General features: G+C 68.6%; 12 protein-coding genes. 5 read left to right on the forward strand and 7 right to left on the reverse strand.

Translation table 11 applies throughout. The annotated features are described in order from the left end of the window. Positions 1 to 219: 219 nt before the first annotated feature. The gene (locus ADL12_RS04220; RefSeq protein WP_062698602.1) at positions 220 to 1035 is read right to left on the reverse strand and encodes an MBL fold metallo-hydrolase; all 816 of its coding nucleotides are present in this window, start codon (positions 1033 to 1035) and stop codon (positions 220 to 222) included. Positions 1036 to 1125: 90 nt separating this feature from the next. On the opposite strand from ADL12_RS04220, the gene ADL12_RS04225 reads away from it, so the two are divergent. Next, complete coding sequence (locus ADL12_RS04225) at positions 1126 to 1500, forward strand: winged helix-turn-helix transcriptional regulator (protein WP_062698604.1); 375 nt, start codon at positions 1126 to 1128, stop codon at positions 1498 to 1500. Positions 1501 to 1909: 409 nt separating this feature from the next. On the opposite strand, the gene ADL12_RS04230 is transcribed toward ADL12_RS04225, so the two are convergent. The 5 genes from ADL12_RS04230 to ADL12_RS04245 form a co-directional block, all read right to left on the reverse strand. Further along, entirely contained in the window at positions 1910 to 2374 is a 465-nt protein-coding gene (locus ADL12_RS04230; RefSeq protein ID WP_079051825.1) for a DUF1648 domain-containing protein, read from the reverse strand. A 21-nt stretch (positions 2375 to 2395) separates the two neighbouring features. After that, positions 2396 to 2647, reverse strand: coding sequence for a hypothetical protein (locus tag ADL12_RS04235; protein WP_062698608.1), 252 nt, complete (start codon positions 2645 to 2647; stop codon positions 2396 to 2398). Positions 2648 to 2760: 113 nt separating this feature from the next. Then, positions 2761 to 2994, reverse strand: coding sequence for an SPDY domain-containing protein (locus ADL12_RS58010; RefSeq protein WP_341846333.1), 234 nt, complete (start codon positions 2992 to 2994; stop codon positions 2761 to 2763). Then, a complete protein-coding gene (locus tag ADL12_RS58015) occupies positions 2954 to 3571 on the reverse strand; it encodes an SPDY domain-containing protein (RefSeq protein ID WP_341846334.1) in 618 nt (205 codons plus the stop codon). The genes ADL12_RS58010 and ADL12_RS58015 overlap by 41 nt, the downstream gene beginning before the upstream one ends. 1408 nt (positions 3572 to 4979) lie before the next feature. Next, a complete protein-coding gene (locus ADL12_RS04245) occupies positions 4980 to 6131 on the reverse strand; it encodes a helix-turn-helix domain-containing protein (RefSeq protein ID WP_062698609.1) in 1152 nt (383 codons plus the stop codon). A gap of 152 nt (positions 6132 to 6283) precedes the next feature. Here ADL12_RS04245 and ADL12_RS04250 point away from each other — a divergent pair, with 152 nt between their 5' ends. The 4 genes from ADL12_RS04250 to ADL12_RS04265 all read left to right on the forward strand — a co-directional run bounded on the left by ADL12_RS04250 (position 6284) and on the right by ADL12_RS04265 (position 13453). Beyond that, positions 6284 to 6883, forward strand: a complete 600-nt coding sequence (locus ADL12_RS04250) for a toll/interleukin-1 receptor domain-containing protein (protein WP_062698611.1) — start codon at positions 6284 to 6286, stop codon at positions 6881 to 6883. A gap of 233 nt (positions 6884 to 7116) precedes the next feature. After that, positions 7117 to 9117, forward strand: coding sequence for an outer membrane protein assembly factor BamB family protein (locus ADL12_RS04255; protein WP_244187757.1), 2001 nt, complete (start codon positions 7117 to 7119; stop codon positions 9115 to 9117). A gap of 20 nt (positions 9118 to 9137) precedes the next feature. Continuing rightward, a complete protein-coding gene (locus ADL12_RS04260; RefSeq protein ID WP_062698615.1) occupies positions 9138 to 9575 on the forward strand; it encodes a hypothetical protein in 438 nt (145 codons plus the stop codon). A 170-nt stretch (positions 9576 to 9745) separates the two neighbouring features. Next, on the forward strand, positions 9746 to 13453 hold the full coding sequence (locus ADL12_RS04265) for an nSTAND1 domain-containing NTPase (RefSeq protein ID WP_079051826.1): 3708 nt from the start codon (positions 9746 to 9748) through the stop codon (positions 13451 to 13453). A gap of 204 nt (positions 13454 to 13657) precedes the next feature. On the opposite strand, the gene ADL12_RS04270 is transcribed toward ADL12_RS04265, so the two are convergent. Further along, positions 13658 to 14713: a 2OG-Fe(II) oxygenase gene (locus ADL12_RS04270; RefSeq protein ID WP_079051827.1), complete on the reverse strand. Its 1056-nt coding sequence runs from the start codon at positions 14711 to 14713 to the stop codon at positions 13658 to 13660. Positions 14714 to 14765 lie beyond the last annotated feature (52 nt).

A 14765-nucleotide genomic window follows, 5' to 3' on the forward strand; every position in this document is an offset into this window, starting at 1 on the left:
CGTTGCGGAGGGGCGGGTCGGCTACGGGCCGATCTATGTGAGCCATTGACCGGTGGTGCGCGGCGTCAGCCCCAGAAGCTGCTGGGCGCTGTTGTGCGCACTGATGATCTTTCCGGCACAGTGGCGAGGCCCTCGTACAGTGCGGTCAGCGCAGCCGCTCCTGCGTCTCCGGCGGCGGGGAAGGAGCGGGCCGGTGCGCCACCGGCACTGGGTGAGGTGTCAGCGGGTGTGCGGGTCCGGCAGAGTGATGGGCTCGCCCTGGGTGGGCCAGTGCAGCGGGACGCCGGCGGCGTCGAAGACTTGCTGGACGTGGCTGCGGTCTTCGGTGTAGTGCGCCCAGCCCTCGGCGTGCACGGCCACCACGAGGGGGTCGCCGAGCAGGCGGCGGGCCTCGACGGCCTGGGTCGCGGTCAACGACAGTCGTATGTCACCGAATGCCTCGAAGCCGGCCGCGCCCAGGTGCAGCAGCGCCACGTCGATGCGGTACCGGTCGGACAGGGCGCTCATCGCGTCCAGGTCGACGGTGTCACCGGAGACGTACACCGTCGGTGCCGAGCCGTCGTCGGTGTGCAGGAGGAAGCCGGTGACCGGACCGGTGAGGTCCTCGGTGCCGACGGGACCGTGGCGGGCGGGGACCGCGGTGATGTTCAGCGGCGTGCGGCCCGGCGGCTTCGACAGGATCCGGGTCTGCCAGGGCTCCAGGCCGACGGCTGCGCCCCCGAGATCCTCGGCGCCGGCGACGGTGGTGAACACCTCCGAGGCACCGGACAGCACCGTACGCCCGGTGGCGTCGAGGTTGTCCTGATGCCCGGTGTGGCTGACCACGACGGCGTCGAGAGCGGGCAGTTCCCCGGGCTTCAGCGCCGGGTCGGCGGTCTTGCGCACCATGACCGGGCCGTCCTGGTACTCGGTGCCGGCGGCGTCGAAGGTCGGGTCGGTCAGCAGCGTCCAGCCGGCCAGGCGGATCAGCACGGTGGGGCCGCCCAGCACCGTCACGGTGTTCGCGGCGCGGGTCACGGCAACGTCGGTTACCACAAGTACTCCTTGACGATCAGGGGTTGGCTCACTCACTCTGACCGAGTTACTTTCTCCTGGGAAGTACATACCTTTAGGTGAGGTGAGCACGTGCAGGAAAGCGCGCGGGGCAACGTCCGTAATCCGGCCTGCCCCGGCAGGCAGCTGTTCGACCTGGTCACCGCCCGGTGGGCCGCCCTGGTCCTGGTCGACCTCATGGACGGCCCGCAACGCTGGTCCGAGCTGCGCCGGCGGGCCGGCGGCGTCAGCGACAAGATGCTCGCGCAGACCCTGCGCGACCTCGAAGCCGGTGGACTGATCACCCGCACCGTGCACACCAGCCGCCCACCGACGGTGCAGTACGCCCTGACCGACCTCGCCCGCGGCGCCACCGCCGCACTGCAACACCTGCAGGACTGGGCCGAACAACACACCAGCGACTACGCCCACCACCGACACACCCACACCACCGACCCGAAGCCCTGAAAAGGCAGGCTCGGTGTGCACACGTCACCGTGCTTCCGCCGTATCGAGCGCTCTGACCAGCATGAACTGCGTGCAGAGCTCAGGGCTCGACAACGGCTCGCCGTCACTCACGGTAAATGCGCAACGGCTTCTGACGGCTACGACAAGCACCGCGGCCACGGCGACACCAGGACCCTGGCCCGCCGCGTCGATGGAGCCTTCGATGCCATCCCGGCGAGCCTTGCCTTGGATCTGCACTCCACCCCAGCGCCGCAATAACCGTGCCCCACCAGGTGGTCATCCGCGTTGGTTCAGGGCCCGGGTCAGCTCACGGTTCGCGCTGCGGGCTGCCTTCTCGCTCCAGAGAACTGGCCATGGCCCGTATCGAAGGAGCTGGCGTCCCTCGCACACCCGCGCACAGCAGCTCGGTTCATGTGCGCCTGTGCGAGACCAGCCACGCAGCGCCGGCTACTGCTGCGCCGATGGCAACGGCCACGCCGAGCTGGTGGATGGGCAGGTCTGCGCTCTTCCCGTCGGTTTTGCTGCTGGCCCTCATGGTCACCACGAACAGGTAAGTGCTCGCCGCGGCCAGCCCACAGGCGAGCGCGACAAGCGACCTGGTGGTGGTCAGGGCCGACTTGGCTGACCGGATCGCCGCGAGCACACCGACGGCTTCCATGGCGAACGCCAGCATGTACAGGCCGAGTGCGGTGGAGGGAGAGGTGAAGCCGTCGGCCGTGCCGTCGAGGGTGAAGTGCGTTGCCATCCGGGCAGGCAGCGAGTCCCGGAGCAACAGGAAGGCGACGGCTGTGGCGAACGCTCCTGCGGCAAAGGGCACGGTCACCAAGGCAGTGCGCCGTAAGTGGACCATTGCTGCTCCGCGGTTGGCCGGCATGGAAACTCCTTCGTCAGGTGCTCAGTGGCCGCGCGGTTCACAGTCCCGTTCCGTTGTAGGGGCGTCGGTCCCGTCGGTTCCCGTGGTGACGCGGCGGTAGGCGGCGCGGGCGTGGAGGAGGCGGGCCAGAGTCATACCCAGGAGGATGGCGGTGCGAAGGCAGGTGAGCCAGAACGGGTCGCCGCCGGTCGTCTTGATATCGACGCTGCACAGTGGCCCGTCTGCCCAACTCGCCTGCGCATCGTCTCCGAGGCGGGCACCCTGTTCGCTCATGCCACCGGCGCGTGCCCACCACGGAAGCGCGACCTACCCGGCCGTCCGCAACCCCTACCTGCGAGGACCGGAGACAGCAAGGGGGGCGGCAGGGGCAGCCGGAACCGTAGGGATCAGCTGCGACGGATCACGGTGAGCCGCCCCATCGCGCTCCTCGGCAGCGTGCGGCGGGGCACCGGAACCGGCGAGGCCAGCGAGGACGCGAAAGCGGCGACCAGGTCGTAGGGGACGCTGGCGCTGAAGCTCGCACACCACAGGTACGGGGCACCGAGGACCGGCTGCGCCCACGCCTGCCAGCCCAACAGGTCAGGGCGCGGATCGGCGTCCTGGATGAGGGGCGGCACCATCTCCAGGGAGACGCTGGAGCAGAAGCGGGGTCCGTGACCGTTGTCCTGGGCCGGTCGCGGTCAGCACTGCCTCTGGCCCCATGACACCGGCATCGGGCATGTCCCGTGCATCGAGCGCCACCAGGAGATCGGTGACCGCCTCATGTGGCACGCCGGTGGTGAAGTACGCGTTCCACTCCGTCATCGCGGAGGCCGCGTGCGTGCGGGCGCTCAGCTGCAGGGCGACAGGCAGTCCGCCGAGCTCGAACGGGCAGCTGGCGAGGATCCACTCTGCGCCACGCAGCTCGTCCCGGCTCACGTACAGCAGCGTGTGGCGGGACGTCGGCCACACGCGCCAGCCGAGGCCGGTGAGGGTGTCGCCGATCCGCTCGGTGAGCTCGCCGTCGTCACCGGCAAGGTGGCGTGGGGTGACCCAGTACACCGGGTCGGGCTGGGAGGGATGGCTGGCATGGTGCGGGGACAGGGGCGCCTCCAGAGGCTTGGGAATGGGGCATTCGTTGTCGAGATGACTGGCTCCCACCGCGGTGAGACCCTGGTGCCGCGGCGACTGCAGCTCCTTGGGGAAACGGCTGGTCATCCAACGGGCGATGCGTGAGCGATGCGTGAGCGGACGGTGCGGCACAAGGTGGATTCAGCGGCAGGCACCGACGAGCCCGCAAGTCGCTGATCAGGGGAAACGGGATCCAATGTGATGATGCGGCACCGGCCGCCACGACCCCGCGAGCCCTCGTAATGCGTAGGTCTCGGGTTCGAATCCCGAAGGCGGCTCTGTGGTGAACCCCAGGTCGGGCCTCTGACCTGGGGTTTCTCTGCTTCGTTGACCTTGGAATTCTGGCTAATCGAACACTCGTGGCCTACGCATCGCAATGCGTAGGCCTGAGGTTGACGGCCCGTGACTGTTTCGGTTTGCAGGGCTGTGAACTGGCCTTTTGTTCATTGCGGCCGTCTGCTCGGCGCGACGCGGTGGCCATTTGGTGGCCAAGCGTGCAGCGACCGTGCAGATGGGCCCCCAGCCCGCCTTGCAGCCGCAGGTGCGCATGCACCGCGTGGTGATGCCATCCGGACAATCCCACGATCAGTCTGTGGTCTCCCCTGGGGCCTGATGGAGTCGGGTCGCTGGAGAAATGACCGTCCAGTAGTCATCGGAGGGCGTCATGCCCAGAACGCGACAACGCGCCCGACCGGCAGCAGGCGCCGCCGTTGCGCATTCGGCGTGAGGAGTATCAAAGGGCTGATCTCGGACTGCCGATAAAGGTGCTGATCACGGCCCGGCAGGTGCGCTCGTCAGGTGTGCTGAGGGGCTGGCGTGAGCTGCGTAGACGGCCGCGTAGCTACCGTGCGCAATGTTGCATGAGATGCAATTCATCCCGTTTGACTTCGGCCGCGAGGGCCGGCCTCAGCTCCAAGCCGCGGAACGGCCTGGCGAGGTACACCCGGTCCAGGATCAGCAGGTCCCCGACCGGTGAATCGATCGCCTCCATGAAGGCGTCGCTGTACTCTCTGCCGGCCAGCCCGCTCTCGGCGATGCCCAGCAGCTCGGCAGACTAGCCGTCCGCGGCCTCGATCCGGCTGAAGCCGGTGTAGTCACGCAGTTGGAAAGGCTCAGCTCACTGGCTGTGGGACCGTCCTCATCACCGTCGCCCGGCTGCGCGCGACGGACACCGTCAACCTCCTCAGCGTGTCGTCGTAGCCATATCAGAGCCCGTGGGGTGCCGAAATGGCGCGTTGATTGGTTCGTTGGGGTACTTGTTCAACCGGCCGGAGCCACGGGCGGCGTTCGCGCAGTTCATTGTGGGGCTGCTGGCGGAGCTACCGAAGAAGAACGGCTTGACGTTTTCCGAAACGTGCCGGGCATGTGACCGCCGACCGGATGCAGTGGCTGCTCAACGGATCGGCGCGGGACGCCGATCGGCTGCGTGACGCGGTCCGCGACGATGTCATCACGCACCCGGGTGATCCGGACGCCTCACTCGTCACTGATTGCGTCAGCGCCGCACTGCCCACGCCGGGCGCTGGCCGTGCGCGGCGGCTGCCGCGGTTTCGACGAGGTTTCGCTGGCCCGGCGTGGCCTGGCGGGTTCGCGCCTGGCCCACGAAACGGCCCAGCTCTGCCCGGATGGTGGCGGAGTCCAGATTCCGGATCGTGGGCAGGAGCGCCTCGATGGCGTGACACGCCTGATCGAGGTGATCGATACCGACCATGGCCGTAGCCTGCCGGATCGTGAAGCGGGTGCGGGAGTTGCTGTCGGGCGGGAGTGTGGGGTGGCGCTCGAGTTCGACGGCGAAAAGGGCGGCGGCCTGCTCGAAACGCCGGAGGCTAATCAGACATGACGCTTCGATGAGGCGCGGGTTTCCGTTCTCGATGCGTGGGCCCCAGCGGGTTTCGTGTCTGTTGTCCTGGTGGGCGTGGTCTCGCGAGCGCTCCAGTGCTTCGTGGCAGGACCTGTAGTCGCCGATGGACGCGTGCCCCTGGGCTTCGCGCCGCGCGGCGTGGGCACGGATCAGTGGCGTGGCCGCGGGATGGCCTTCCGCCTGGCCGGCCAGTCTGATCGCAGTAGCGGCGTCGCCGCGGTGCTCGGCTATGAATGCTCTGCGGACGAGAGCGTAAGCGGCTATCGCTTCGTCGCCGCCGTTCGCGCCCCAGCGGACCGCGAGATCGGTCCAGCGCAGCGCCTCGGCGGAGTTCCCGGTCTCTTGCGCCATCCAACCTGTGTACTCGGCAAATCTCGATGCCAGCAGCCAGATTTCGTCGCGCCGGTCGGCTTCGGCATGGGGAGCGGTATCGGTCAGGATCCGCGCGATGGACCGCAGCGAGGCGTCCACGAATCGGGGACCGGAGGATCTGCCGATGTCCTTCAGTTCCTCCAGGATCCGCCCGTATCCGGCAATGAGTGAATCGACCTCGACGGGGCTGTCAGCCGGTGCGCTGCGGCGTTCGGTTCCGGCGAGTTCGATCAGCATGCCGTCGGCGCCGAACGCCGCGTCGCATGCCGCGGCTACAGCGGACGTCGGGTTGCGACGACCGCTTTCCAGATTGCAAATCTGCCCCTCGGAGACACTCGTGCGCCGCGCGAGCTCACGCACGGTCCACCCCCGCCGTGCTCGGAGCCTCGCCAGTTCGACGCCGAAGTCGCCCATAGGAGCCAGGGTATGGAGTGGCGCGGGTGGGAGGCAACGCAGCGAGGACGTCCCGATCGCTATTCAGTTCAGGATGAATATGCGTCAAACCCCGCGGCCGGTCGATACCGTACGTGCGAACTGTTGTCAGGGTGGTCCGGAAAGGGGCGATCATGCCGCGTGTCTTCCTGAGCTTCCGCAAAGTGGATTCCCGGTGGATGCGAGACCGTGTCTACCAAGGCTTGATCGGCCGGTTCGGGGCCGGCGAGGTCTTCAAGTCGGGCGAGTCGATCCCGGCGGGTGCCGACTTCGCCGAGATCCTGCGGCGGCAGGCCGCCGAGTGTGAGCTGATGCTCGTACTCATCGGGCCGGCGTGGCTCGAGGCCCGTGGCGACGACGGGATGCGGCTCATCGATCGGGCCGACGACTGGGTCCGCGTGGAGATCGAGACGGCCCTGAAGGCGGGAAACCGTGTCGTCCCCGTCCTGCTGGGCGACGCGACGATGCTTCCCGAGGCATCGGCGTTGCCGCACGAGATCGCCCATCTCGCGCGGCTGCAGTTTCTCCGCGTTCCCGAGACTCACCTGGCCGAGGAGCTCGAGCGACTGTGTGCAGCCGTGGCAGACCTTATGCCCGATATCGGGCACGGGTCGGCGTCGCCGACGGCCCCTGCGGCGCCGGCCGCTGAACCGACGGTGACCATGACGGCGCAGGTGTCCGGTGGCGGCAGCGCGTACCAGGCGGCAGGCGATCAGACAATCAGGCTGGCTTAGGGGTGGGGGCGTTGGAGAGTCTCGAAGCGGGCGATCCTCAGCAGGTCGGGCCGTATTCCCTGATCGGAAGACTGGGCACGTCCAGTGCGGGAGAGGTCTTCGCGGGGTGCTCGGCTGACGGGCGGGCCGTCGCGGTCACGGTGGTACGGCCTGAGGTGGCTGCGGCACCGGGGTTTCGGGAGCGGTTCCGAGCTGGTGTCGGGGCTGCCCGGGCGGTGTCCGGGGACTTCATCATGCCGGTCGTGGACGCCGACCCGGACGCGCCGTCCCCCTGGTCGGCGACCGCGTTCGTTCGGGGAATGCCGCTTCGGCGGGCCGTGGAGCGGTACGGCCAACTGCCGGAGCCGGCGCTGCAGCGGCTCGCCGTCGGCCTCGCCGGGGCAATGACCCGAATCCATGCGGCCGGGCTGATCCACGGCGATGTGGGGCCGGACGCAGTGCTGCTGACGGTGGACAGACCCTATATATACGCATTGGGCACCACCGGGATCACCGAAGCCGCGGGGTCACCGATGGACGACATGTTCGACCTGGGCGCAACGGTGCTGTTCGCGGCTTCGGGAAGCGAGCCGATGTGGGAAGGCGCGTCCGAGGACGCGAGGACCCGTATCGCCGAACTGGAAACGGTGACCAGCGTCCTGCCGTCGTCGCTGCGCGAGGTGATCGGCGGCTGTCTGTACCCGGATCCCTCGACACGGCCCACCGCGGAACAGCTCATCGACTACCTCGATCGTCAGGGTCTGGCGGCCCCCACCGGCAACTGGCTGCCATCGGGGCTGAGCGCCGACATCGAGACACTCGCCGCGGCAATGCCGTCGAGCGCGGTCGCGTCGGGAACGGTCGGCGGTGGGGTCAGCCGCCGGAATCTGATCTTAGGCCTGGCGGGAGGCGGGCTCCTGATGGGTGGCGTGGCCGCAACCGCGGTCTTCTCCTCCAATGGCTCGTCACCGGCGCCCGCTGGTCGGCCTGGTGGATCCACACCCTCAACGCGGCCGACTTCACCATCGGGCGTGTCTCCCAAACCGTCATCGACGGACGGACCAGCCCTGATCACCCTGGACGCACCGGATGCGACCAAGGCATGGACGAGTGACGGGCGCAGCGCTCCGGAGTATCTGGGAGCCTCCGACAAGGTGGTCATGCTGGTCACGGAGAAGGTCACGGCCTTCTTGAGCGCCTCGACGGGCAAGAAGGCACTGCCCTCGCTGAACACCACGAGTATGTTCGTGTCGGACAGCATGACCGTCCCGACGACGTACGCAGCCGGGGTCTTCTACTACCTCGGTGACGCGCCGGACACGTACAACCTGCTGGCCGCGGTCGACGGCACCACCGGGAAGGTGAAGTGGGCGACCTCCATGGCCCGGGCCGGATCCGACGGCGGTGCCGATTCCTCGACATACTTCGCGCAATATGTGGCGGTCAACGGGAACACCGTGTACGTGTGCGGGCGCGTGAGCACCCGCTCGTCCTCGAATTCGGATACGACGACCGGTTACATCCGCGCGTTCGACAGCGCGACCGGTAAGGGACTGTGGAAGGTCGAAGGCACGGACATCAACAACGTGCTGGTGCCGCCGTCGGGCTCCTACCTGCTCGCGGCTTCAAGCACCCCAAAAGGCGGAGCCGGCCGGGTCCAGATGATCGACGCCGGCAAGCAGGGTGCCCGCGGCTGGAAGATACCCGTTCCAAAAGCTCGCTACTTCTTCCAGGCCGGCTGGCCGATGACGTGCTACGCCGCCGGGCTGTTTGTCTTTGCCGGCGGCTCCGGCGACACGCTTTTCGCCGTCGACGCGGCGACCGGCGCCGTGAAGTGGCATCAGCGCTTCCATGCGAAGAGCGGGGACCAAGTCCAACTCGGCAACCCTTTCGCGAGCCTGGACGGCACGACGGTCTACGTCCCGGTGGGCAGCGATCTCGTTTCTCTCAGCTCCGCCGACGGGAGATCCAAGTGGGTAGCGAGGCTCACCGGAGCCAGCGACATAGGCACGCAAAACATGTTCAACGCCTCCATCAGGGTTACTGGCAACAGCGCACGGTGTTCGGCCGACACCGTATTCGTCACCGACACGGCCAAAAATCTGTGGGCCATCGACGCAGCCACCGGTAAAGCCCGGTGGAAGTACAACGACCCGGGACAGCCGGACGCCGGGTTCAAGTGGACTGTCGGTGGTGACCACGTGTTCATCGCCTCAAATCTGACGTTGACCGCGATCTCGGCCCACGGACAGTAGGCGGCAAGGGGAGGGCAAGCATGGAAACGACTCCGGACATGGCCGGGGGGCTGGCATCGGCCGCCGCGGCGCGCTTGATCGACCTGCTGGCCACGGACGGCTGGGCCGCGATCAAGGCCTCGGTCCTGTCGCTGTGGCGGCATTCGCATCCTGAACGCGTGGAAGCCGAACTCGCCGAAGCCCGCGGCGAACTGGTGCAGGCCACGCAGGCCGGCGACAGCGTGGCACTCCAAGGGCTGCTGGTCGCCGAGTGGCAGGCGCGTCTCGCCAGGCTGATCGCCGCGCGACCGGACATCACCGATGAACTGCGTGCGCTGCTCCTCGATGTGCCGCGTGACGCGGGATCAACAGGGCAGCAGGCCACGGCCTCCATGACGCTGGAGGCACAAGTCTCCGGCGGCGGCGACGCCTATATGGCGGGCCGGGACATGACCATCACCAAGGGCGGGGCGGGGTGACCGAAGAGGACGAAGGCACGCGATCGAGCGGAATACCGCCCTGGCAGCCGATAAAGCTCGAGGGTTCTGCGACCGACGGCGGCAGTGTCTACCTAGCCGGCCGGGACCTGACCATCATCCGCAAGCCCGACGGCCCGCGCCGCACCCGGCCCGGCCCTGATGCTCGCGAAATGCAGTGCCCGTATCCCGGGTTGATGCCGTTCGGGGCAGAACACAAAGGCTGGTTCTACGGCCGGGACCAGATGATCCACACGGTCTTGGAGCGGATGGACGCCCGGATACTCGAGGGCGGCCCACTGGTGCTGATCGGTCCGTCAGGGGCGGGGAAGTCCTCGCTCCTCGCGGCCGGGGTGCTGCCGGCCCTGGGCGACGGTCGGCTGCCGGTTGTGGGATCGAGCAAGTGGCCGCGGTTGATGCTGACCCCGACGGCGTCCCCGGCCCTGGCGCTGGCCGCAGCCGCCGGGCTCGATGCCGACGATGCCCGGCACCTGGCCGAGTCCTGGCCGTCCGATCCCTCACGGTGTGTGGCGGATCTGCGCGAGATGACCAGCGCCGACGCCGCGGCGGAGGCCGGGGAGAGCCACGCGGCCGGCCTGATCGTGGTGGTCGACCAGTTCGAGGAGGTCTTCACGGCATGCGCCGATGAGGCCGAGCGGGAGTGGTTCGTCGAGGTACTGGACCTTCTGGCCAAGGATGCGGGCGGTGCGGTGGTACTGAGCCTGCGTGCCGACTTCTACGCCGCGTGCACGTCCTATCCGCAGCTTCGGGCGGCGTTGCAGGCCGGACCTGTGGTGCTGGGCCCGATGACCGAGAGCGAGCTCAAAGAGGCGATCCGCCTTCCTGCCGAGGACGTGGCGCTCGAGGTCGAAGACGGCCTGGTCGAGGTGTTGCTGGCCGACCTCGGGGCGGTCGGGGGCCTGGAGGGTACGGGCTCCGCGGGCCGGTTGCCGCTGCTGGCACACGCGTTGCGGGCAACCTGGCAGCAACGCAGCGGCCACAGGCTGACCGTGGACGGATACCGGGTCACCGGCGGCATCCAGCGCGCCCTCGCCAACACGGCGGAGAGGCTGTTCGACGTGCTCCGGCCGCCGAGTCGCGACATCGCGCGGTGGGTGTTCCTGCGGCTCGTCACAGTGGGACGCGATGCCGACGACACCCGCCGCCGCGCCAGATACGACGATCTGCTCAGACACGCGCCGGATCCGGAGTCGGCCAAGGCGGTCGTGGACGACTTCACCCGCGGTCGACTCCTGACCCGTGACCAGGACGCCGTGACGATCACGCACGAGGTGCTGATCCGCGCCTGGCCGCGGCTGCGGGAATGGATCGAGCAGGACCGGGACGGCAACCTGGTCCGGCAGGATCTGGAAGAGGCCGCCGCCGCCTGGGACCATGCCGGCCGGGAGCCAGGCGCGTTGTATCGCGGCAACCGCCTGGAGATCGCTCAGGCTTGGGCCGAAAAGCACACACCGGACCTCAGCACCACGGCCCGCGCGTTCCTGGCCACCGCCCGGCGCCATCAGCGCCGCGGGCAGCGGCTCCGGCGGTCAGCCGTCGCCGTCATCACGGCGCTCGCGGTGATCGCCTCTACGGCCGCGGGGTTCGCTTTCTGGCAGAACGGCCGTGCCCTGGAAGCCCGCGATCAGGCCATCAGCGCCGCTGTCGCCTCAGAGTCTTTGCGGCTGGCACCCACCGATCCCTCACTGTCCGCCCAACTCGCCCTGACCGCCTACCACATGAACCCGACCCCGCGGGCGGCATCCCGGCTGATCACCACCGAGAACACACCGCTGAACATCCGACTGCCCGGCTCGAAAGGCTCGGTCTACACCGCGGACTACAGCCCCGACGGGCACACACTCGCCGTCGGATACGTGTACCAGAACATCGTCCGGCTCTGGGACGTCTCCGACCCCAGCCACCCGGTCGCGCTGGGCCGGCCCCTTCCCGAAGATGCCTCCGTCGACTCGATCCTGTCCGTCAAGTTCAGCCCGGACGGGCGCACGCTGGCTGTCGGCGGCCATGCCAACCACGTCGGCAACGGCGGCTCCGGCGGCTTCGTCGACCTGTGGGACCTGACCAGCCCCAGCCACCCGGTCCTGCTGGGCCGGCCGGCGAGCACCGGCGTGAGTGCCTGGGACTCCTTGAGCTCCATCGACTCGCTGGCATTCAGCCCGGACGGCCGCACCCTGGCCGCCGGACGGCACGGCGGAATCGTCAGCCTGTGGAATGTCACCCACCCCGACGATGTCACCTCGGACGGCGAGGCGTACAACGCCTGCTCGCCCTCTCATTATCTTTCCTCCCTGGCATTCAGCCCCGACGGCCGCACACTCGCGACCGCCTGCGGCACCGGCACCGGCACCGGCACCATCGGCCTGTGGAACACCACCGAGCCGAGCCAGCCGACGCGCCGAGGCCGGCCTCTGAACGCCGGCAGCAAGGTCATTTCGGTCGCGTTCAGCCCCGACGGACACACACTCGCCGCGGGAGCCGCCGACAACGACGTCCACCTGTGGAACCTCACCGACCCGGAGCACCCAGCCCCGTTGGGCAAGCCGCTGAAAGGACCCGCCCAGGCGGTCATGTCGGTCGCGTTCAGCCCGGACGGCCACATTCTGGCCGCCGGCAGCGCCGATCGCACCGTTCACCTGTGGAACGTCACCGACGTCAGAGTCATCACCCCGCTGGGCCGAACGCTGAGCAGCCCCGGCGCTGGGGTCAACGCCGTAGCGTTCAGCCCCGACAGCCGCACCCTGGCAGCGGGGAACAGCGATGGCAACGTGGATCTCTGGAACCTGCCACCGACCCAGCTGATCGGCGCCGGCGGCAATGTCGCATCGGTCGCGTTCAGCCCGGACGGCGACACCCTGGCCGCCGGGAACCAGAACGGCACCGTCAGCCTGTGGAACACCGCCGATCCCGGCCATCCCGCCCCCAGGGGCACGCCCCTGACCGGGCCCACCAAACCGGTCAATGCCGTAGCGTTCAGCCCCGACGGCCACACCCTGGCCGCAGGCGACAGCGGCGGCACCGTCACCTTGTGGAACACCACCGACCCCGACCACCCTGTGACCCTCGGCCGGCCGCTCACCGGAACCAACGGGCTGATCTTCTCGCTTGCGTTCAGCCCCGACGGCCGCACTCTGGCCGCGGCCGGAGACGACATTGACAAGTCCTTTGGTATCGCCTTCTGGGACGTCAGCGACCCCGCGCAACCCACCCGCAATGGCAACATCAATACGGATCATACGAAATCCGTCCAATCCATTGCGTTCAGCCCCGACGGGCACACCCTGGCCACCGGCGGCGACACCAGCACCCACGAGGTCGGGCTGTGGAGCACAACCGACCTCGGCGTCCGCATCGGCAGACCGCTACCCCAACCCACCGGCATCAGCACCTGGGTAGCGTTCAGTCCGGACGGCCACACCCTGGCTACCGGAAACAGCAATGGCATCATCACCCTCTGGGACAGCACCGACCTCAATCACCTCACGCGAAGAGGCCGGCCCCTGACCATCCCCGGTGGCAGTCTCTGGTCGATCGCGTTCAGCCCCGACGGCAAAACCCTGGCCGCGGCGGGCCACACCAGCGTGGGCACCATCGCGCTGTGGAACGTCACAGACCCCGACCACCCGACCGCGATCGGCGAACCGTTGACCGTCGCCACCGGGCCTGTCTCCGTGCTGGCGTTCAGCCCGGATGGCCACACCCTGGCCGCCACCACCGGCGACGGCGTCGCCACCGTCTGGGACCTGAATGTCGAGGCCGCGATCCACAATGTCTGCGCCAACAGCGCCGGCTCCCTGGGAAGCAAGAATTGGAGGACGTACGTTCCGACCATCGGCTATAAGCCACCATGCCCTCAGACATGATCGGCGCAGATCACGCGAGCCGAGGCCGCACCCGATCCGAGCAGGGCGGGCACTGTACGGGAGCTGCGCTGCTGCGCATGGTGTTCGGCCCGGACAGCGCGTTCCAGGTGACGGCATCGAAGGGTGCCCTGGGCTAGAACTCTTTCGAGCAGAGCCCTTGGCAGCGGGACTGGTTAGCGGGCGGGCGCGAACCGCGGATTGTGATCACTCCCCGGCGTGGAGGTCCCGGTGGCCGGCCGGTGGCCGGACGCCTTTGGACGACGTAATACGAGGTGGCACAGACCAACCAGCCGCACGTGCTCTGATCAGGAAGAACGTCACTCGGCAGCACGACCAGGCAGGGTAGGCGTCCCAGGTCTGCTTGACCTCGGCGAGGGCGAGCACCGATGCGCAGCCGGCCTGCCCGGCGGCGGCGCGCAGCAGCGCGGCGCGCTCGGCACCGGCGCCCTTGAGCCGCTCCCAGCTCAGGCCCCGCTGGGTGTACTCGTGGTTGAGCAGATACACCAGCCGGTTCGGCGGGTCGAGGTCCCGCCTCACGTAGCGCTGCCTGGCGGGGGTGCTGAAGTGCTGCTCCAGGCAGTGCGCCAGCTCGGTGAACGGACCGGTATCCGGCGCCGAAGCACCGGCCTTGGCAAGCAGGTTGAAGGTGAGGGTCACCCGGTACCCGGATCGGACCGGGGTGACCTCGTGCCGGCAGTCGGCGTAGAAGGCGACGAGGGTCAGCTCCGTCTTCGAGGCGCGGTAGATGCTGCGCTGCCCGGCATGCTCGATGACCAGTTCTCCGCCGGTGTGCGCCGAGGGCAGGGAGAGCACCAGCGTGCCCACCATGGCGTCGTCCTTCTCCGAATCCTGATGGGGGAGGAAGAACTGGCCCTTGCCGTACACCAGCATCGCGTGCGGCTCTGCCCGCAGCCGGGCCGTCGCCGGGAGCCCGAGCGCGTCTCGGAAATGCTCCAGTGCGTCACTCAGCAGCGTCGGCCAGGAGGGGCCGGTCAGGGTGATCTGATCCGGCGAGATGTGCCAGGTGTCGCGCACATGGGTGTCGCTCAGCTTTTCCTCGCCCCGGCCGAACAACGCCGGGCGCGCCACCGCGATCAGCTTCTTGGCCTGGGGCGCGCGCAGCGGAAGACTCACCGGCCCGACACCGGCCACCTCGAGCCCGAGACCGTGCGCGGGCGCCTCCAGCCGGGCGCTGAAGATCCCCGCTGACGTCGCCCCACCGAGCAGCTCAGCCAGCCGTTCCCTGGCATTCCCCGCCACGCGTGCTCTCCCGACCCGTACGGCGTGCCGCCCTCGGCCCGATCCAGCGCTC

This window comes from Streptomyces regalis (assembly GCF_001509475.1).
GTDB lineage: Bacteria > Actinomycetota > Actinomycetes > Streptomycetales > Streptomycetaceae > Streptomyces > Streptomyces regalis.